At 57.7% G+C, this 19,319-nt stretch carries 20 protein-coding genes; 9 read left to right on the top strand and 11 right to left on the bottom strand.

Going from position 1 to position 19,319, the window contains the following annotated elements:
- Positions 1 to 2 precede the first annotated feature (2 nt).
- The 4 genes from EDF82_RS20095 to EDF82_RS20110 are packed head-to-tail and all read right to left on the bottom strand — an operon-like array spanning position 3 to position 2,037.
- Positions 3 to 254, bottom strand: coding sequence for an acyl carrier protein (locus EDF82_RS20095; RefSeq protein WP_123757265.1), 252 nt, complete (start codon positions 252 to 254; stop codon positions 3 to 5).
- A 10-nt stretch (positions 255 to 264) separates the two neighbouring features.
- Complete coding sequence (locus EDF82_RS20100; protein WP_123757266.1) at positions 265 to 522, bottom strand: phosphopantetheine-binding protein; 258 nt, start codon at positions 520 to 522, stop codon at positions 265 to 267.
- Positions 503 to 1,318: a 1-acyl-sn-glycerol-3-phosphate acyltransferase gene (locus EDF82_RS20105; protein WP_123757267.1), complete on the bottom strand. Its 816-nt coding sequence runs from the start codon at positions 1,316 to 1,318 to the stop codon at positions 503 to 505. Before EDF82_RS20105 ends, EDF82_RS20100 begins: the two co-directional genes overlap by 20 nt.
- Positions 1,315 to 2,037 (bottom strand): beta-ketoacyl synthase chain length factor, encoded by a 723-nt coding sequence (locus tag EDF82_RS20110; protein WP_123757268.1) that lies wholly within the window; start codon positions 2,035 to 2,037, stop codon positions 1,315 to 1,317. Before EDF82_RS20110 ends, EDF82_RS20105 begins: the two co-directional genes overlap by 4 nt.
- An 837-nt stretch (positions 2,038 to 2,874) precedes the next feature.
- Between EDF82_RS20110 and EDF82_RS20115 the strand changes: the two genes are divergently transcribed.
- On the top strand, positions 2,875 to 4,095 hold the full coding sequence (locus tag EDF82_RS20115) for an MFS transporter (RefSeq protein ID WP_123757269.1): 1,221 nt from the start codon (positions 2,875 to 2,877) through the stop codon (positions 4,093 to 4,095).
- On the opposite strand, the gene EDF82_RS20120 is transcribed toward EDF82_RS20115, so the two are convergent.
- Entirely contained in the window at positions 4,096 to 4,653 is a 558-nt protein-coding gene (locus EDF82_RS20120; RefSeq protein ID WP_123757270.1) for a DcrB family lipoprotein, read from the bottom strand.
- Between the two features lie 73 nt (positions 4,654 to 4,726).
- Positions 4,727 to 5,392, bottom strand: a complete 666-nt coding sequence (locus tag EDF82_RS20125; RefSeq protein ID WP_123757271.1) for a 7-cyano-7-deazaguanine/7-aminomethyl-7-deazaguanine transporter — start codon at positions 5,390 to 5,392, stop codon at positions 4,727 to 4,729.
- Positions 5,393 to 5,558: 166 nt separating this feature from the next.
- Between EDF82_RS20125 and tusA the strand changes: the two genes are divergently transcribed.
- Complete coding sequence (gene tusA, locus EDF82_RS20130) at positions 5,559 to 5,804, top strand: sulfurtransferase TusA (protein ID WP_123757386.1); 246 nt, start codon at positions 5,559 to 5,561, stop codon at positions 5,802 to 5,804.
- 226 nt (positions 5,805 to 6,030) lie between these two features.
- Here tusA and zntA read toward each other — a convergent pair whose 3' ends face one another.
- Entirely contained in the window at positions 6,031 to 8,229 is a 2,199-nt protein-coding gene (zntA, locus tag EDF82_RS20135) for a Zn(II)/Cd(II)/Pb(II) translocating P-type ATPase ZntA (protein ID WP_123757272.1), read from the bottom strand.
- A gap of 78 nt (positions 8,230 to 8,307) precedes the next feature.
- A complete protein-coding gene (locus tag EDF82_RS20140; RefSeq protein ID WP_123757273.1) occupies positions 8,308 to 8,934 on the bottom strand; it encodes a lysoplasmalogenase in 627 nt (208 codons plus the stop codon).
- Between the two features lie 141 nt (positions 8,935 to 9,075).
- Between EDF82_RS20140 and EDF82_RS20145 the strand changes: the two genes are divergently transcribed.
- A complete protein-coding gene (locus tag EDF82_RS20145) occupies positions 9,076 to 9,435 on the top strand; it encodes a DUF2500 domain-containing protein (protein WP_123757274.1) in 360 nt (119 codons plus the stop codon).
- A 9-nt stretch (positions 9,436 to 9,444) separates the two neighbouring features.
- Here EDF82_RS20145 and EDF82_RS20150 read toward each other — a convergent pair whose 3' ends face one another.
- Positions 9,445 to 9,723 (bottom strand): DUF1145 family protein, encoded by a 279-nt coding sequence (locus EDF82_RS20150; protein ID WP_123757275.1) that lies wholly within the window; start codon positions 9,721 to 9,723, stop codon positions 9,445 to 9,447.
- Positions 9,713 to 10,309 (bottom strand): 16S rRNA (guanine(966)-N(2))-methyltransferase, encoded by a 597-nt coding sequence (gene rsmD / locus EDF82_RS20155; RefSeq protein WP_123757276.1) that lies wholly within the window; start codon positions 10,307 to 10,309, stop codon positions 9,713 to 9,715. The genes EDF82_RS20150 and rsmD overlap by 11 nt, the downstream gene beginning before the upstream one ends.
- A gap of 191 nt (positions 10,310 to 10,500) precedes the next feature.
- Here rsmD and ftsY point away from each other — a divergent pair, with 191 nt between their 5' ends.
- The 4 genes from ftsY to rpoH all read left to right on the top strand — a co-directional run bounded on the left by ftsY (position 10,501) and on the right by rpoH (position 14,968).
- Positions 10,501 to 12,132, top strand: a complete 1,632-nt coding sequence (gene ftsY, locus EDF82_RS20160) for a signal recognition particle-docking protein FtsY (protein ID WP_123757277.1) — start codon at positions 10,501 to 10,503, stop codon at positions 12,130 to 12,132.
- A gap of 2 nt (positions 12,133 to 12,134) precedes the next feature.
- Complete coding sequence (gene ftsE, locus EDF82_RS20165; RefSeq protein ID WP_123757278.1) at positions 12,135 to 12,803, top strand: cell division ATP-binding protein FtsE; 669 nt, start codon at positions 12,135 to 12,137, stop codon at positions 12,801 to 12,803.
- Positions 12,796 to 13,854: a permease-like cell division protein FtsX gene (gene ftsX / locus EDF82_RS20170; RefSeq protein ID WP_123757279.1), complete on the top strand. Its 1,059-nt coding sequence runs from the start codon at positions 12,796 to 12,798 to the stop codon at positions 13,852 to 13,854. The genes ftsE and ftsX overlap by 8 nt, the downstream gene beginning before the upstream one ends.
- Positions 13,855 to 14,113: 259 nt before the next feature.
- On the top strand, positions 14,114 to 14,968 hold the full coding sequence (gene rpoH / locus EDF82_RS20175; protein WP_123757280.1) for an RNA polymerase sigma factor RpoH: 855 nt from the start codon (positions 14,114 to 14,116) through the stop codon (positions 14,966 to 14,968).
- A gap of 51 nt (positions 14,969 to 15,019) precedes the next feature.
- Here the strand turns inward: rpoH and EDF82_RS20180 are convergent, their stop codons facing one another.
- Positions 15,020 to 16,543, bottom strand: a complete 1,524-nt coding sequence (locus EDF82_RS20180) for a PLP-dependent aminotransferase family protein (RefSeq protein ID WP_123757281.1) — start codon at positions 16,541 to 16,543, stop codon at positions 15,020 to 15,022.
- 118 nt (positions 16,544 to 16,661) lie between these two features.
- On the opposite strand from EDF82_RS20180, the gene EDF82_RS20185 reads away from it, so the two are divergent.
- Both EDF82_RS20185 and EDF82_RS20190 read left to right on the top strand, forming a co-directional pair.
- Entirely contained in the window at positions 16,662 to 17,927 is a 1,266-nt protein-coding gene (locus tag EDF82_RS20185; protein ID WP_123757282.1) for a 4-aminobutyrate--2-oxoglutarate transaminase, read from the top strand.
- A gap of 142 nt (positions 17,928 to 18,069) precedes the next feature.
- Positions 18,070 to 19,314, top strand: a complete 1,245-nt coding sequence (locus EDF82_RS20190) for an aromatic amino acid transport family protein (RefSeq protein ID WP_123757283.1) — start codon at positions 18,070 to 18,072, stop codon at positions 19,312 to 19,314.
- Positions 19,315 to 19,319 lie beyond the last annotated feature (5 nt).

Consider the following 19,319-nt stretch of genomic DNA (forward strand, 5'->3'; position numbering starts at 1 on the left):
GATCAGGCTTCTCGGGAGAGACGTTCTAGCGCATCAACAACATCCTGTACGGTGCGCACAGCTTTAAACTCTTCGGCCTTAATTTTCTTGCTGGTTTTCTTTTGCAGGTGGACGATCATGTCGACCGCGTCAATGCTGTCCAGCTCGAGATCTTCGTACAGACGCGCCTGCGGCGTGATGTCTTCGGGATCGATTTCAAACAGTTTGACCAGCAGTGCCGAGACTTCTGCATAAATATCTTGGGATTCAGTCATGGTACGTGCCTCAGGTTCGTTGAGCGTGGATAAAGGCGGCCAGGGTAGCAACGGAGAAAAAGTGCTGGCGCATCTCGTCGCTTTCGGCAGAGAGCACAACGCCATACTGGTTTTTCACCGCCAGCCCCAGCTCCAGGGCATCAATCGAATCCAGACCGAGTCCATCACCAAAGAGTGCTGCATCGGTGTCGATGTCGTCAGGCGACAGTTCGTCCAGATTCAGCGTAGTTATTATGAGTTTTTTAATTTCAAGATAGAGCGCTTGCATCATTAATTCCTGAACCAGGCGTAGTCCCTGATTGTAACTGGAGCAAAAGATGCCGGTTTAGCTGCCTGGCCGCCAGGGACGGTTCATGCAGGTTGGCATCGTAAAACTGGCTTATATCTACCCGCTCGCGTACCTCGATGGTAAACAGCGGTTTGGTTGGCGGCGCATCGTACCATTTGCACTGCTTACCGAGCATGTGCTCGCTGCAGCGGATCGTCACGATCCGCACATCGCTGGCACAGCGCACGGCAATATTGGCCGCGCCGCGTTGTAATGTCATTTTCTCACCGGGGCGGGTACGGGTGCCCTCAGGAAAGATCAGGATGGTATCGCCCTGCTGCAGCCGCTGTTGGCTGGCGGGCAGGAGCGAATCGGCCTGGTCGTTGATCAAATAGTCCGCCGCGCGGATCACGCCGCTTACGAAGGGGTTGTGGAGTAAGGCGCTTTTCACCAGGCAGTCGGTCTCGGGCATGATCGACGCCAGCATCACATAATCGATCAGGCTGGGATGGTTGGCGACCACCAGGCACCCGCGTTCCTGACGCAGAATCGCCTCGCCCTCAATGCGGTAGTCCAGCACGCCGACGGCTCGGACCACCGTTAAAAACAGGCGGAAGCTGGCCCCGATGCTGCGTCGTGCCAGACGGCGGCGGCGGGCTTTATTCCTCACCACCACCAGCAGCAGGTTGAACCAGATAAGGGACAGCACTAATCCACCGAGGCCAAACAGGGCGAAGCAGACGCCGGTCATGGCGCCGCGCCAGACCCGGTTTACGCCCTGCATAATGCCGCTCATGCGCGACTCCAGCGCCACTGCAGGCGTTCGCCCGGCAGGGTAAAGTCGGCGTGGTCTTGCAAATAGTGCTGTAAAAACAGCAGGCTTTGCGGCAGGTCAGGCTCTTCGTCGCGCACGTCGCCTGTCGTGGCGCAGCGCCACGCGTCACCGGCCTCAATCACCAGCGCCAGCGCGTAGGGCCAGGTGGGCATGGTAGGGGCCAGCTGCGGATGGTAAAACTCCGGCAGGTGACCGTCGAAATCCACCATCAGCACCCGCTGATAACCGGCGCTCAGCAGGCACATCACTTCGCATAACCCTTGCTGGAAGGAGTCCCGTCCGGCGGAGAGCGAAGAGGAGGTAATCGGGTGTTGAGCGGTGATGGTCAGATTGCCCACCGCTGAATTGTGTACCGAAAGCGCGAAGTCGGTAGGGGAGATATCCTGCCCCGTCGCCAGAGCGTGGAGGAGGCGATAATTGCGCTCCAGTTCCCCGTGGCGGCTGGTGTACAGCACGGCGTCGATGTGATGACGGCGCAGCATTGCCAGTCCACACTCCACGGCGAGCTTGCTCCCCGAACTGAGTCGTCTGGCGGCCATCATCGGTAATTCACTTAATTTTGCCTGCGGCGCTGCCGGATCGATGGCGTGCGGCTGCCGTGACCATTGCTGCCACTGCGCTGTTTCGCTAAGCCCAGGGGCTCTGCCCTGCCAGTCAACTATGTTTAGTGAGAATTTCATCAACGCGCATCCGCGATAAACCGGTGATTCCAGCTACGTTTTTTGAACGCCGCTTTGTATTTTCTTCTGGCCCGCGAATACAGTATGGCTAACGTCTGAACCAACGGCGTTTTACCAGCCAGGATTTTTAGCGCTCCGCTTTTTCTGCCGACCGGATATCTGCTGCTCAGTGCAGAGTGAGGGCATAGCGGCAGGCATATTCACCGCCTGGCAAATTAGGTGGTGAAGTCAGCGCGTATTTTCATTATTTTCGCATGCCAGTGCAATTTATTATGGCAATTATTCGCAGCTGATAGCGATATTCCGTTATTCCATCAACAGGCCGATGACTACTCTCTGACATTTGCGCCACAAATTGCCGCGGCAGGCAGATGAATACATAGGAGAATGCCGAATTCACTCTCGCCGCCCCTATTTTTCAGTCAGAATGAGTGCTTGAGTACTTACTCATGAAGTATGGCCACAGGTCTTGAATATCCTCAGTCAAAATAAAACCCCAGGCAAATAGCTATCTCGAATTCAACGTTGTTTTCTGTCGGGTCGTGTTGATCATAAAAACGTGCGAACAGGGCGATACTGGCCTCGGATGATGCTGAACGTGCACTATATCCGGGCAACGGCAATTTATCTTGCTCAGAACGCTAACATTATTTTTTCCGGCAAGTTAATAATCCGCAATATTTAACCACAGCGCCTGAGTTATTTAAATATAGACAAACCTATTCTTCCCATACGCCGCCGGTACGCCGCTGAAACGTGATTTTATGCACAGCAGGCTGCTTTTGTGTGGGGGACGTGGTAATAGTGAAACACTGTTGTAAAAATCTGGTGAACCCAATGCCCGAAGCCGTTGACGAACCGGCGCTGAATGGATTGCGCCTCAATCTGCGGATTGTTTCAGTTGTGATGTTTAATTTTGCCAGCTACCTGACGATTGGCCTGCCGTTGGCGGTACTGCCCGGCTATGTGCACGATGTTATGGGGTTCAGCGCCTTCTGGGCGGGGCTGGTGATCAGTTTGCAATACTTTGCCACGCTGCTCAGTCGCCCGCATGCCGGGCGCTACGCTGATCTGCTGGGGCCAAAAAAGATTGTGGTCTTCGGGCTGTGCGGCTGCTTCCTCAGCGGCCTGAGCTATCTGCTGGCGGCGGTTGGCGACGACTGGCCGCTGATCAGCCTGACGCTGCTGTGCCTGGGACGCGTGATTCTCGGCATTGGGCAAAGCTTTGCCGGTACCGGCTCGACCCTGTGGGGCGTGGGCGTCGTCGGCTCGTTGCACATCGGACGGGTGATTTCGTGGAACGGCATCGTGACCTACGGGGCGATGGCGATTGGTGCACCGCTTGGCGTGCTCTGTTATTCCCTCGTGGGGCTGAAAGGGCTGGCGTTGACGATTATGGCCGTGGCGCTGGTGGCGATTCTCTGCGCGCTGCCCAAGGCGGCGGTCAAGGCGACCAGGGGCAAGGCTATGTCGTTTCGCGCGGTGCTGGGCCGGGTCTGGCCCTATGGCATGGCGCTGGCGTTGGCGTCCGCCGGATTTGGGGCCATCGCGACCTTTATCACGCTGTTTTACGATGCCAAAGGCTGGGATGGCGCGGCGTTCGCGCTGACGTTGTTTAGCTGTGCGTTTGTCGGCACCCGTCTGCTGTTCCCCAACGGTATTCAGCGTCTGGGCGGACTGAACGTAGCGATGCTGTGCTTCAGCGTGGAGATCGTCGGGCTGTTGCTGGTGGGGCTGGCAGAAACGTCGTTGATGGCGAAAATCGGTACCTTCCTGGCCGGCGCCGGTTTTTCGCTGGTCTTCCCGGCGCTGGGCGTAGTGGCGGTGAAGGCGGTACCGCAGCAGAATCAGGGCTCGGCGCTGGCGACCTACACGGTATTTATGGATCTTTCGTTAGGGGTAACCGGGCCGCTGGCGGGCTTGCTGATGGCGTGGGTTGGAATATCGGCGATTTATCTGGTGGCTGCAGGGCTGGTGGCGGTGGCGCTGGTGTTAGGCTGGCAGTTAAAAAAACGGCCCCCGGTGGTAGAACCGGAGGCCGCGACGCCGGGCCAGTAGTTACTGGATGGCGAGGGTATTGATGATGCTTTCTGCTTCAGTCTGCGCCTGCTGCTGGTTGTCTGCTGGCAGGGTGATCTGCAGGGTCAGCAGCTTGTCGTCAATCTTGCCGAGCAGTACGGAAGACCACGCGGTCTGACCCTTGGCGGAGATGATGCTGTCCAGCTGTTGCAGGGTGTGGCCTTTGACCTCAACCGATTTATTGGTTACCACCTGCAGCTGCGGATCGCGGCTGCGCTGCTGCTCTTCCAGACGCTGGGCCAGCACGCTTAACTCTTCATTGGTGCTGTCGCCGACAATCACAATCACCGCTTTTTGCCCGGTGACGTCAGAGTAGACGTGCATGTTGTTGGACTGAGTGCCCAGCTTGCCGCTCTGATCGGTCATTCCCGCCGGCAGGGAGAAACTCAGCTTGCCATCCAGCAGGCTCACGGTTTGTCCACTGGCGTTGCTCTGTGCAGCAGCCCCTTCGGTTGGCGTTTTTGAATCGCTGTTATCACAGGCCGCAAGACCTACAACCAGCAGGCCAATACCGACATATTTAACCAAATTGCGCATTGACATCTTCCTTTCGATAAACGGCCATTAACGGCTCATCCGTGTATCTTATCACATCAACCTGTGAGTACTCTTAACCTGGCTGCAATGCCGATAAATCAGATTTATCTGCCAGTCTTTTCATCAGCATATTCAATAGCATGCCATACATCGGCAGGAAGAAGACAATGCTGATCAGCACCTTGAAGCTGTAGTCGACAATCGCAATCTCTCCCCAGTTGGCCGCCATAAACGGATCCGGGCTGCGCCAGAAGGCGATAAAGAAAAAGGCCAGCGTATCGCTGACGTTGCCGAACAGGGTCGAGGCGGTCGGCGCCAGCCACCAGCGGCGGTTTTGACGCAGGCGGTTAAAGACGTGGACATCAAGGATCTGACCCAGCGCGTAGGCCATAAAGCTGGCGGCCGCGATACGGGCGACGAACAGGTTAAAGTGGGTCAGCGCGGCGAAACCCTGCCACTCGCCCATATAGAACAGGGAGGAGACGCCGTAGGAGATCAGCAATGCCGGGATCATCACAGCCAGGATAATGCGTCGCGCCAGCGGAGCGCCGAAAATCCGCACCGTCAGATCGGTGGCAAGGAAAATAAACGGAAAGCTGAACGCGCCCCAGGTGGTATGAAAACCGAAAATGGAGATCGGGAGCTGCACCAGATAGTTGCTGGAGGTGATCACCAGCAAATGGAAAAGCGAAAGCCAGACCAGCGCTTTTGTACGCTGTACGGTAGTAAAGGGACTCATATTGTGACCTTTTTAGTGGTTGGGGTGAGGGAACCCAATAAAAACGGCTGCATGATACTGCGTTGCGTGCGTAATGCAACGGTTGTTTTTCGCGCAAACGTTAACCTGACTTGCGCGGCGCAAAAGTGGGGGTAAACTAGGGCCGTTTTGTTGATGTGAGATGAAAATGACCGAACTTTTCTCCAGTCCTGACCACACGCTGGATGCTCAGGGTCTGCGCTGCCCGGAACCGGTAATGATGGTGCGCAAGGCAGTACGTACGATGCCGGTGGGCGAGACGTTGCTGATTATCGCCGACGATCCGGCGACCACCCGCGATATTCCTGGGTTTTGCCGCTTTATGGAACACGAGCTGCTGGCGCAGGAAACCGAGGCGCTGCCGTACCGTTACCTGATCCGCAAAAGCCACTGATCTGCTTCAGGCTGCCCCGGAGGCGGTGCTGCGCACCTGTCCGGGCTACCAGCCTGTATTTGCCTGTAGCCCGGGCAAGGCGCGTCAAGCGCCGCTCCCGGGACTTTCCGCTAACTTCTGACGTAACAACCGCAGGGCGTTCGCGGTGACCAGCACCGTCGCGCCGGTATCCGCCAGCCTGTAGCCCGGGCAAGGCGCGTCAAGCGCCGCCCCCGGGGCTTGACGCTTACTTCTGACGTAACAGTCGCAGGGCGTTCGCGGTGACCAGCACCGTCGCGCCGGTATCCGCCAGCACCGCCAGCCACAGCCCGGTTAATCCGAGCAGGGTGGTGATGAGGAAAATCCCCTTCAGCCCAAGCGCGATGGCAATGTTTTGTCGGATATTGGCGTGGGTGGCGCGGGCCAGGGCAATCATCTGCGCCAGACCGGTTAACCGGTTATGGGTCAAGGCGGCGTCGGCGGTCTCCAGCGCCACGTCGGTCCCGCTGCCCATAGCGATGCCGATGGTCGCGGCCTTCATTGCCGGGGCGTCGTTAATCCCGTCGCCAACCATCGCCAGCGGCTCCTCGGCGTTGAGCGCCGTCACCGCCGTGACCTTATCGGCTGGCAGCAGCCCGGCGCGGAACGCCAGCCCCAGCTCTCCGGCAATCGCCGCCGCCGCGCGTGGGTTATCCCCGGTGAGGATCACCCCTTTGACGCCCAGACGATGCAGATCGTCGACCGCCTGACGGGCGTCATCCCGTAACGTGTCCTGCAACGCCAGAATCCCCAGCAGCGCCTGCTCGCGCTGTACCAGCACCACCGTCTGCCCGGCGTTCTCCAACTGCTGAATCTGCGCCTCATGCTGCGGCGCGCTGCCGTTACCCGCCGCGCAAATCAAGATTTGCTGGCCGTCGACGTCGGCTTCAATCCCGGAGCCTGCCAGCGCGCGTTGGTTGCGGGCCGAAGGGATCGCCAGCTGGCGCTGCTGCGCTTCCCGCACAATCGCCTGCGCCAGAGGATGGCTGGAGCCTTGCTCTACCGCTGCCGCCAGCGCCAGCAGACTGTTTTCATCCTCTTCGTTCAGCGCGATGATGGCGGTGACGCGCGGCTGGCCAACGGTCAGCGTCCCGGTCTTGTCAAAGGCGACCTGGCGTACCCGCCCCAGTTGTTCCAGTGCCGCACCGCCCTTAATTAACGCCCCGCGCCGGGCCGCGACCGCCAGTCCGGAGGTAATTGCCGCCGGGGTGGAAATCACCAGCGCGCAGGGGCAGCCGATCAGCAGCAGCGTCAGGCCTTTGTAGATCCACGGCAGCCAGGCGGCGCTGAAGAACAGCGGCGGGACAATCGCCACCAGCAGGGCGACGACCATAATGGCTGGCGTATAGACCCGGCTGAAGCGATCGATAAACCGCTCAATCGGCGCCCGACGCTCCTCGGCCTCTTCAATCAGCTTCAGAATACGGTCAATGGCGCTGTCGCCCGGCTCGGACATCACCGTCAGCTGCACTAATCGATCGACGCTGGTGGCGCCTGCCGCTACGCGCTCGCCAGAGCGACGTTCGACCGGAACGGATTCGCCGGTTAAGGCGCTTTCATCGAAGCTGGCGAACGGTGTCAGCAGTTGACCATCGGCGGGTAAACGGCCGCCGGCGGCCACTTCAATCACGTCGCCGGGACGCAGATCGCGCTGGGCGACGGTTTGCCGTTCACCGTTGCGCAAGCGAATGGCGGTATCGGGTTTTAAGGCCATCAGCGCGCTCACGCCCTGGCGGGCGCGGCTGGCAGCCCAGCCTTCAAGGCGTTCGCCAATCAGAAACAGCAGCAGCACCATCGCCGCCTCGGCGGTGGCGCCGATAAACAGTGCCCCGATGGCGGCAACGCTCATCAGTGTTTCAATGGCAAACCAGCTGCCGCTGCGGATCAGGCGCACGGCCTGGCGGGCGACGGGCCACAGGCCCACGAGGGTGGTGGCGATGAACGCCAGCTCGCCAAACGGATGGTTGAACTGTTCCAGACCCCAGCTCAGCGCCATCATCAGCAGCAGCGTTACCAGCGGCAGGTTTTCGCGCAGACGTGAGACTTTCGGCGCCGGGGCGCTTTCATCGCGTAGCGTATAGCCTGCTGCGCGTACCGCACTTTCAATGCGCTCGCGGACGTCGCCATCGGCGTTCACCAGCAGCTTCTCGGTGGCAAACACCACCTGAACCTGGCTGACGCCCTCGACCTGGCGCACAGCAGTTTCTACCTTGCGGGCGCAGGCGGCGCAGTCCATCCCTTCGACTAACCAACGGTAACGAGCTTCGTTTAAAGGCGTGCTTTCAGGCGGCGTGGCGGTGGCACAGGTGGACTCCGTGCAGCAGTTGTCAGCCTGCGCAGTCACCGGCTTTAATTTGAATGACGAGAATTGCGGGACTTTTTTATCCTGAGCTTCTGGAGTCGACATGAGACCCTCCGGGTAATGATAATTTTCTCATTACCCGGAGGATACACTCTGGAGTCGACTCCAGAGTCAAGCGATTAATTACAGGTACAGAGCGCGGACAATCAGGAAGTGACCGGCGAAGTAGCAAGCGGCAGCAATCGCGTTATCGGCGCGGAAGCGGCGGCGATAGTGGCTGATCAGCCAGACGATATTGCTGAGCAGCAGGAATGACGCCCCGGCAAAGCCAGAAAGTGCGGTATCCGTCGGGCGGAAGAACCACAGTTCGCCGGCCAGCCAGACCATCACCAGCGTCATACCGATAAAGGTAAACACCGGCATGCGCAGCTCTTCAAGCCGGCTCCAGATCACCGCCAGCAGCAGCGCGCCGATAACCAGCAGGACCAGCGGCAGCGGCCAGAAAAATGACATTGTCATCTGGCTGGCAAACCAGATGGTATAGAGCAGGTGCGACAGGAAAAAGGCGCCGACCGCATACATGATCCGCTGGCGTGGCAGCAGCGTTAACGCATCGCCCAGCAGCGACGCGCACAGTCCGGCGAGCACCAGATAGCTGATGGCATTGAACATCGGTGCCTGCCAGGCGAGCAGCAGCAGCAGGATCAGGGTGACGGGTTTAAAAACCCAGCGTTGCCACGTGGGGCCGCGATAGGATGCATCGACATAAAGCCACGCGGAGAAACAGACAGCAATAAACGACCAAAGCATAGTAAGTCCTTGTATCTGTTATTATTAAGTGATTGGTGTATTGACGGTACTGAATTCTAGTGTAGTGGTTCGGAGCGGCAGATGACAATGTTAATCAAGGCGCGGTATGCTTATTCCTGAGAATTCTTATGGGTTAGATGAATGAGTAAGGTACCGCTGTTTTTTATCGTCGTCGTCGCCATTATTGTGGTGGCCGCCTCGCTGCGTTATGTGCAGCAGCGACGGGAAAATATGAATAATGACGCCGCGCCCGTACTGCAAAAGCGGGTGGTGGTGAGTAACAAGCGGGAAAAGGTGATCAACGATCGCCGTTCGCGCCAGCAGACCGTGGCGCCTGCCGGCAGCGATATTCGCTATGAGGCCAGCTTCCGGCCAGAGACCGGCGGGCTGGAAGTCAATTTTCGGCTTGAGGCCGCGCAATATCATGCGCTGAGCGTCGGCGACCGGGGGATGCTGAGCTATCAGGGCTCAAGGTTTGTCGCGTTTACGCCAGAACCCTGAGCCGGTCTGTCACTTCTTACGCAGCGTGGCCTTGAGCTTTTTCTGCCAGGCCACCAGTTCAAACACGCCAAAGACAAAAATGCGCACCTGCTCAAAGCGTCCCAGCGGCGGGGCGTCTTTCGGCTGCGTGGCTTTCAGCAGCGTCAGTTGCAGGCCGTGCATCAGGATCATAAAGATCAGCGCGACGTTAACGAAAATATTCAGCGGTTTCGGGAAAGGCTGAAACAGGTTTAACAGCAAAAACGCCCACACGCACAGCATCAGCACGCGGCCAAAATTAATCAGCATGATTTTCTCCTTGTGCCTCACGTTGGTAGAGACGGTAGGCGACCTGTCCGGCCACTTTTTCACGATACAGATGCCAGTTGACCGGCACCGGCGGTAAGCCATTTTCGACTTCGCTCTCGACGTAGACGAGCGCTTCATCGGCGAGCCAGCCGTTATTTTCCAGCAGGCGCAGCGTCTCTTCCAGCAGTCCTTTGCGGAACGGCGGGTCGACAAACACGATCTGGTGCGGCGTGCCGGGCTGATTCAGGTAGGTGAGCGTATTCGTATTGACCACCTTGCCGTTCGCCGCTTTCAGCGTTACCAGGTTTTTTTGCAGCTGTTGGGCGACGCCGCGCTCCATTTCCAGCAGCGTGGTACTTCCCGCATAGCGCGAGAGCGCTTCCAGCCCCAGGGCGCCGCTGCCGGCAAAGCAGTCGAGGCAGTGCGCCTGCGCCATGACCGGCGCCAGCCAGTTAAACAGGGTTTCGCGAACCCGGTCGGTGGTCGGGCGCAGACCCGGGCTCTCCGGCACCGGTAATTTTCGGCCTCGCCATTGTCCGCCAATAATGCGGATCTGGCCGCTGCCTGCGTGGTTTGGTTTCTTCATCTCTTTGCTCAGGTCTCCACTTTCAGCCCGCTATTCTAGCGATCGAACGCGGATGACGAAACCTTAATCCGGGGGCGGTGATGCGAGTTAAGTTAAGTGATAGACTATCCGACTAATTTCATCATTTTTCAGCTTCCGCGCGTGATATGCCGAAGCTGTGCCATGAATAAACAGCGGGAGTGTCGTCGCAAATGGCAAAAGAGAAAAAACGTGGCTTCTTTTCCTGGCTGGGCTTTGGACAAAAAGAACAGGCGCAGGAAACCGAAAGCGAACAAAAAGTAGAAGGGCAGGACGAGGTTGTCGGGCAGCATCCGACAGAGACGCTGCCTGAGCAGACGGTTGCGACGCCAGAAGCGGATGCGGTTAACGCACCTGCGGTAGAAAAAGCGGACCCGGAGACCTTTGCAGCTGACGTCGTGGAGGTCACTGAGCAGGTGGTTGAGCGCGAGCTGCCGCCGGTGGTTGAAGAAGTCGCGGTTATTGAAGAACCTGTGATTGAAGCACCTGCGATTGAAGAACCTGTGGTTGAAGAACCAGCAGTCGAGGTTGTTGAAGCTCCGGTGGTTGAAGAGCCAGCAGTCGTGGTTGTCGAAGAACCTGTGGTTGAAGAGCCTGTGGTTGAAGCGCCTCGGGTTGAAGACGTTACTGTTACCGAGCCGCTGGTTGAGGCGAGTCTTGCCCAGCCGGTTGTGGCGGAAGCAGTAGCCGACCTCGCGCCGGAACAGGTGATGGCTGAGCCGGACGTCAGCGTTGCCGACGATGCGGTCATCGAGCCTGAGCCAGCGCTGTCTGATGAAGAACTGGAAGCCCTGGCGCTGGCGTCACAGCCTGTTGATGCCGACCACGAAGAAGAAGAGACCCAGGCGGAAGAACCTGTCCAGCAGGAGCAGGAAAAACCGACCAAAGAGGGCTTCTTCGCCCGACTGAAACGCAGCCTGATTAAAACCAAACAGAACCTCGGTTCCGGATTTATCAGTCTGTTCCGCGGTAAAAAAATCGATGATGATCTGTTTGAAGAGCTGGAAGAGCAGCTGCTGATTGCCGATGTTGGCGTGGAAACGACCCGCAAGATCATTACCAATCTCACCGAAGGCGCCAGCCGCAAGCAACTGCGCGACGCAGAAGCGCTGTATGGCCTGCTGAAAGAAGAGATGGGCGGCATCCTGGCGAAAGTCGATGAGCCGTTGAATGTTGAAGGGAAAACACCGTTTGTTATTCTGATGGTTGGCGTCAACGGCGTTGGCAAAACCACCACCATCGGCAAGCTGGCGCGCCAGTTCGAACAGCAGGGTAAATCGGTCATGCTGGCGGCGGGCGATACCTTCCGTGCCGCGGCGGTCGAGCAACTGCAGGTCTGGGGCCAGCGGAACGACATTCCGGTCATTGCCCAGCATACCGGCGCGGATTCCGCATCGGTTATCTTCGATGCCATTCAGGCGGCGAAGGCGCGCAACGTCGATGTGCTGATTGCCGATACCGCCGGCCGTCTGCAGAACAAATCGCATCTGATGGAAGAGCTGAAGAAAATCGTCCGCGTGATGAAAAAACTGGATGAAGATGCGCCGCATGAGATCATGCTGACCATCGATGCCAGCACCGGGCAAAATGCCATTAGCCAGGCCAAACTGTTCCATGAAGCCGTTGGACTGACCGGTATTACGCTGACTAAACTGGATGGCACCGCGAAGGGGGGCGTTATCTTCTCCGTCGCCGACCAGTTTGGTATTCCGATTCGCTACATTGGCGTCGGTGAACGTATTGAGGATCTGCGTCCGTTTAATGCGGGCGACTTTATTGAGGCACTTTTTGCCCGAGAGGATTAATCATGATTCGCTTTGAACAAGTCAGCAAAGCCTATCTCGGTGGGAGACAAGCGCTGCAGGGGGTGGACTTTCACCTGCAGTCGGGCGAGATGGCATTTCTGACCGGCCACTCCGGCGCGGGGAAAAGTACCCTGCTTAAGCTTATCTGCGGTATCGAGCGGCCGAGCGCCGGGAAAATCTTATTCGGCGGCCATGATATTAGCCGTCTGAAGAGCCGGGAGGTGCCGTTCCTACGGCGCCAGATCGGCATGATTTTCCAGGACCATCACCTGCTGATGGATCGTACGGTGTTTGATAATGTGGCTATCCCGCTGATTATTGCCGGCGCCAGCGGCGATGATATTCGTCGCCGCGTGTCAGCGGCGCTGGATAAAGTCGGGCTGCTGGACAAAGCGAAAAACCTTCCCATCCAACTCTCCGGTGGTGAGCAGCAGCGCGTAGGGATTGCCCGCGCGGTGGTGAATAAGCCAGCGGTGCTGCTGGCGGACGAACCTACCGGTAACCTCGATGAGGCGCTCTCGGAAGGGATTTTACGTCTGTTTGAGGAGTTCAACCGCGTAGGGGTAACGGTTCTGATGGCGACGCACGACCTGGGGCTGATCTCCAGCCGCTCGTATCGCATGCTGACCCTGAGCGACGGTCATATGCATGGAGGCCACTGGGGTGAATAAGCGTGACGCAATAAATCAAATTCGCCAGTTCGGCAACAGGTTCGATCGCCTGCGTAACGGTGCTGGTGCGGGCGGTGGTGGCGGGCGCAATGCGCCGAAGCGGCCCAAAGCGACGCCAGCCCCGGCTTCCCGTAAGAGCAACGTCTTTAACGAACAGGTTCGCTATGCCTGGCATGGCGCGGTTCAGGATCTGAAAAGCACGCCGCTCGCGACCTTCCTGACGATCATGGTTATCGCCATCTCGCTGACGCTGCCGAGCGTCTGCTACATGGTGTACAAAAACGTCAATACCGCGGCAGCGCAGTATTATCCTACCCCGCAGATCACCGTGTATCTCGAGAAAACGCTGGATGACGATGCGGCGGCGCGGGTGGTCGGTCAGCTGCAAGCTGAGCAAGGCGTTGAGAAGGTTAACTACCTGTCGCGTGATGAAGCGCTAGGGGAGTTCCGCAACTGGTCTGGCTTTGGCGGTGCGCTGGATATGCTGGAAGAGAACCCGCTGCCGGCGGTGGCGATTGTGGTGCCGAAGCTGGACTTCCAGGGAACCGAGGCATTGAATACGTTACGCGATCGGGTGACGCGTATTCAGGGCGTTGATGAAGTGCGTATGGACGACAGCTGGTTCGCGCGCCTCTCTTCCTTAACCGGCTTAGTGGGTCGCGTATCAGCCTTGATTGGCGTGTTAATGGTTGCCGCCGTGTTCCTGGTGATCGGCAACAGCGTGCGTCTGAGCATTTTTGCGCGCCGCGATACTATTAACGTGCAGAAGCTGATCGGGGCGACTGATGGCTTCATCCTGCGTCCGTTCCTGTACGGCGGGGCGCTGCTGGGCTTCTGTGGTGCCTTCTTATCGCTGATTCTGTCGGAAATCATGGTGATGCGTCTGTCGTCAGCGGTGACCGAAGTGGCGCAGGTGTTCGGGACGAAATTTGAGCTCAGCGGTTTAGGCTTCGACGAGTGTCTGCTGATGCTGATCGTCTGCTCGATGATTGGCTGGGTTGCGGCCTGGTTGGCTACCGTCCAACATTTACGTCACTTTACCCCCGATTAAAAAAAGTCTGGTATAATCTTTCCCTGCACTGATGAATGTCTCTCTGCAGGGAAAGAGTCCCTGTTGTCTCTTCCCTACGCTTCATATCCATGTCACATTTTGTGCGTAATCTATTCACATCGTTGCATGGAACTTGTGGATAAAATCACTGTCTGATACTAATGTGGGTGATATTCTCGTTGCTCATAAATGCTGGCATGTTTGTTGCCCATGTGATGGGAAGCCACCGCGCCAGACGATATCGATTGAGAGGATTTGAATGACCAAAGATATGCAAACTTTAGCTTTAGCCCCCGTTGGTAACCTGGAATCGTATATCCGGGCTGCGAACACTTGGCCGATGTTGTCGGCTGATGAAGAGCGGGAGCTTGCTGAAAAGCTGCATTACCAGGGCGATCTGGAAGCAGCGAAAAGGCTGATTCTGTCTCACCTGCGCTTTGTTGTTCATATTGCTCGTAATTACTCGGGCTATGGCCTGCCGCAGGCGGATCTGATTCAGGAAGGCAACATCGGCCTGATGAAAGCCGTGCGTCGTTTCAACCCGGAAGTGGGCGTGCGTCTGGTTTCCTTCGCCGTGCACTGGATCAAGGCTGAAATTCACGAATATGTCCTGCGTAACTGGCGTATTGTGAAAGTCGCAACAACCAAAGCACAGCGTAAGCTGTTCTTTAACCTGCGTAAAACCAAGCAGCGTCTGGGCTGGTTTAACCAGGATGAAGTCGAAATGGTGGCCCGCGAGCTGGGCGTGTCGAGCAAAGACGTGCGTGAGATGGAATCCCGTATGGCGGCGCAGGACATGACCTTTGACATGTCGTCGGACGACGAGTCCGATAGCCAGCCGATGGCTCCGGTGCTCTATCTGCAGGATAAAACCTCTAACTTTGCCGACGGCATTGAGGATGATAACTGGGAAGAGCAGGCGGCCAACAAGCTGACCGATGCGATGCAGGGTCTGGACGAGCGTAGCCAGGACATCATCCGCGCCCGCTGGCTGGACGAAGACAACAAGTCGACGCTGCAGGAACTGGCCGATCGTTACGGCGTGTCGGCTGAGCGTGTACGCCAGCTGGAAAAGAACGCGATGAAGAAACTGCGTATGGCTATCGAAGCATAACGCGACCGTGTGAACACCCGCCTCTTCGCAGGCACCTGATAACGCCCCACATTACGTTGGGGCGTTTTGTTTTTCTGCACCATCTCCATTGGCCAGCACCTCGGGACATAACGTCTGCAGGCACTCCAGCAGGACCTGGAATGCCGGCTCCATTTGCGTCTCTGGCAGGCTGGCAAACCCCATCAACAATCCCTTTTTACGCCGGGCCGTCAGGTAGTAGCGCGACAGCGGGCGCACCAGAATATGCCGGGCATTGGCCATTTTGGCGATCGCCACATCGTCCGCTTCGTCCGGAAGATTGAGGATCAGATGCAGACCGGCATTATCGCTGAAATCTGACAGCGCCTGCGGGTTGCAGTAGCGTTGGATGAGTTCCGTCAGGCAGGCGCGGCGGCGGCTGTAAAGCAGGCGCATGCGGCGAATATGGGCGGAGTAGTGACCGGCATTAATAAACTCCGCCAGCGCCATCTGAATCAACGAATGGCCGCCGCGGTAGAGCTCGGCATGGGCGTTTTTAAGATCGCCAATCAACGGTCGCGGCAGCACCACATAGCCTAGCCGTAGCCCGGGATAAAGGGTCTTACTGAAGGTGCCGATGTAGACCACCGGCGCATCGGCGACCAACCCCTGCAGCGCCGGGATTGGCTGGCCGGAAAAGCGAAACTCGCTGTCGTAATCGTCTTCGACGATCCAGCTGCCGTGCTGACGAGCCAGTGCCAGCAAGCGCTGACGGCGCGCCAGCGTCATCACCGCCCCCAGCGGATACTGATGCGACGGGGTGACAAAAATCAGGTGCGGCGCCTCCTCAACCGTCTCCGGAGGGCACAAGCCGTTGGCATCAACGGTAACCGGCTCGATCCGCACATCATTCATTCCCAGCACGTGGCGTATCCCCCAGTAGGATGGCTCTTCCACCCAGGCCAGGTCGCCGCTGTCACAAAGCATGCGCGTCACCAGGTCAATCGCCTGGTGGATCCCTTCGGTAATAAGAATTTGATCTGCCTGGCAATGCACACCTCGGGATACCCTGAGGTATTCGACAAGCGCCTGCTGCAATTCCGGCGTGCCGCCATTGCAGCTGTAGCTCAATCGCTCAGGCTTCGGGCGGCGGCTGATGCGGGCCTGAATCTTGCTGAACAGCGGATGGGGAAAGGCGTTGACGTCCGGCACGCCGGGGATAAAAGCTCCCCACTGGCGCGGGCTGGCGCTGACGTGCGTGAGCAGACGCTGACCGCGACGGGATAGGTAGGGCGTCGGTGCCGGGGTGCTGCTGTTTACATCGGTTTTATCAACAGAATGCGAGGCATCATGGCCTATTTTTGCGACAAATGTACCGCTTCCCCGGCGGGAGATAACATATCCTTCCGCCAGGAGTTGTTCATAAGTTGTTAATATGGTGTTTCTTGAAACGCCGAGTTCCCCGGCCAGATCTCGCGAGGGTGGCAGGCGGCTGTGGGGCGGTAAAGAACCGTCCAGAATCGAGCGGCGGACCGCGTTATATAAGCGTTTATGCAGGAGTGGGTCTGACTCTTCCTGCAATCTGACCAGCACCAGGTCGCCGACGAGTGAACGCAATTGGATCCCTCAGATAATCTAAATTGGTACTCGATTATAGGGCCAACTCCTGTGTAAATAAACGACATAGTTTCGAAATTGTTGCGATAACGTGACACACATGACAGGAGATTCGAGGGTGAAAAGTTCAGAACTGAATCAACGTCGCCAGCAGGCGACGCCGCGCGGCGTAGGCGTAATGTGCAACTACTTTGTTGAGAAAGCAGAAAACGCCACGCTGTGGGATGTGGAAGGCAACGAGGTGATCGATTTTGCTGCCGGTATTGCCGTGCTCAACACCGGCCATCGTCACCCGAAAATCGTTGAGGCCGTCGCACAGCAGCTGCAGGCTTTTACCCACACCGCGTATCAGATTGTCCCGTACGAAAGCTATGTCTCTCTGGCCGAACGTATTAACGAGCTGGCACCGATCGATGGCCCGGCAAAAACCGCGTTCTTCACCACCGGCGCTGAAGCCGTAGAAAACGCGGTGAAGATTGCCCGCGCCTACACCGGCCGCCCGGGGTTGATCACCTTCGGTGGCGGTTTCCACGGTCGTACCTTTATGACCATGGCGCTGACCGGCAAGGTCGCACCGTACAAAATCGGTTTTGGGCCGTTCCCAGGCTCGGTGTATCACGGGGTCTACCCGAATGCCGCCCATGGAATTACCACGGCTGACGCCATGAAGAGCCTGGAGCGCATCTTTAAAGCCGATATTGGCCCGGACCAGGTGGCAGCGATTGTCCTTGAGCCGATTCAGGGCGAAGGCGGGTTTAACGTTGCACCGCCAGAGTTTATGCAGGCGCTGCGTGCGCTCTGTGATACCCACGGCATTCTGCTGATTGCCGATGAGGTGCAAACGGGCTTTGCGCGTACCGGCAAGCTGTTTGCCATGCAGCATTACGATGTGAAACCGGACCTGATGACGATGGCGAAAAGCCTCGCCGGCGGTTTCCCGCTCTCGGGCGTCGTTGGCCGTGCCGACGTAATGGATGCGCCGGCGCCGGGTGGACTTGGCGGCACCTATGCCGGTAACCCACTGGCGGTGGCGGCAGCCCATGCGGTCCTCGATGTGATTGACGAAGAGCAGCTGTGCCAGCGCGCGGAGCAACTCGGCAGCCATCTGAAAGAGGTGCTGCAGCAGGCGCGTCAACATTGCCCGGCGATTGTTGATATTCGTGGTCAAGGGTCGATGGTGGCCGTGGAGTTTAACGATCCGCAGACCGGCGAACCGTCACCAGAGTTTACCCGCCAGATCCAACAAAAAGCCCAGGAAAATGGTCTGCTGCTGCTGAGCTGCGGCATCTATGGCAACGTGATTCGTTTCCTGTACCCGTTAACTATTCCAGACGCGCAGTTTACTAAAGCGCTGGATATTCTGGCGCGTATCCTCAAGGGATAACACGCCACACGCCTGTGCGGCGGCAGGGAAGCCGAATAAAACAGGATGCCGCACAGGGGTTTTACTCAGCGTCAGTGGTTTATCACCCTGATATCACCTTTTTTCCGGCGGCGCAGATCGCCGGAATAAAACGGAAAATATTATGTCTGAAAATTCCACCTTTTCCTCGGTTCTGACGAACCGGGAACGTACTGCTGTACCTGCAAAGTCCCTCAGCTTCGTTGAAGGGGTGTCGATGATCGTCGGGACCAACATCGGTGCCGGGGTATTGTCCATCGCCTATGCCTCCAGTAAGGCCGGTTTTCTACCGTTGTTGTTCTGGCTGATCATCGTCGGCAGCCTGACCACCATTACCATGCTTTATGTCGCCGAATCGACCCTGCGTACCCGCAAACATTTGCAGCTTAGCGGACTGTCGCACCGCTATGTCGGGCGCTTCGGGGCGTTGATGATGTTCCTGTCCGTGTGCGTGAACAGCGTCGGCGCGTTGACCGCCTATATGACCGGCAGCGGCAAGCTGCTGCATTCGCTGTTCGGCATCTCCCCGGCGCTCGGCAGCGTGCTGTTTTTTATCCCGGCGGCTGGCGTGCTCTATCTGGGGCTGAAAGCGATTGGTCGCGGCGAGAAGTTTATTAGTATCGGCATGGTGGTGATGATTGCCGTGCTGGTTGCCGCCACCTTGCTCAAAGATACGACCCAGATCAGCTATCTGCTCGACGGTAACTGGCTCTACATGGTGCCGGTGTTCAACGTCGTCGCCTTCTGTTTCTCGGCGCAATATATTGTCCCGGAAATGGCCCGTGGCTTCGCCGATAAGCCGGAGAAGCTGCCAAAGGCCATTATGGTCGGGATGGGGCTGACCTTTGTTCTGCTGGCGCTGGTTCCGCTATCGGTGATTGCGCTCAATGGCCTGGATAATATTTCCGATGTCGCGACCATCTCCTGGGGACGGGCGCTCGGTGAGTGGGCCTTTTTCTCTGCCAACCTGTTTGCCCTGTGCGCCATGCTGACTTCCTACTGGGGCCTGGGGGGCAGTTTCCTGACCAATATTTTCGACCAGTTCCGCCTCGGGAACGACGAACAGCCGCTTAAGCGCCTGATGGTGCTGGTGGTGGTGGCGGTTCCGCCATTTGTTCTGGCCTACAGCGGAATGGTGTCGTTTGTGAATGCGCTCTATTTCGCCGGGGTGTTTAGCGGGGTGATTTTATCCATCATGCCGATTCTGATGCTCAAAGGTGCTCGCCAGCGTGGGGATATTACCCCGGGCTGGGTGTGTCCGGCGGCGATAACCCATCCGTTTATCCAGACCTTCATTGTGTTGCTGTATCTTTGTAGCGCCGTTTACGCAATTGCTTCCGCTTTGGGCTACCTGCCCGCCGGTTGGTAATCTGG

This window comes from Klebsiella sp. BIGb0399 (assembly GCF_003752615.1).
GTDB lineage: Bacteria > Pseudomonadota > Gammaproteobacteria > Enterobacterales > Enterobacteriaceae > Klebsiella > Klebsiella lignicola.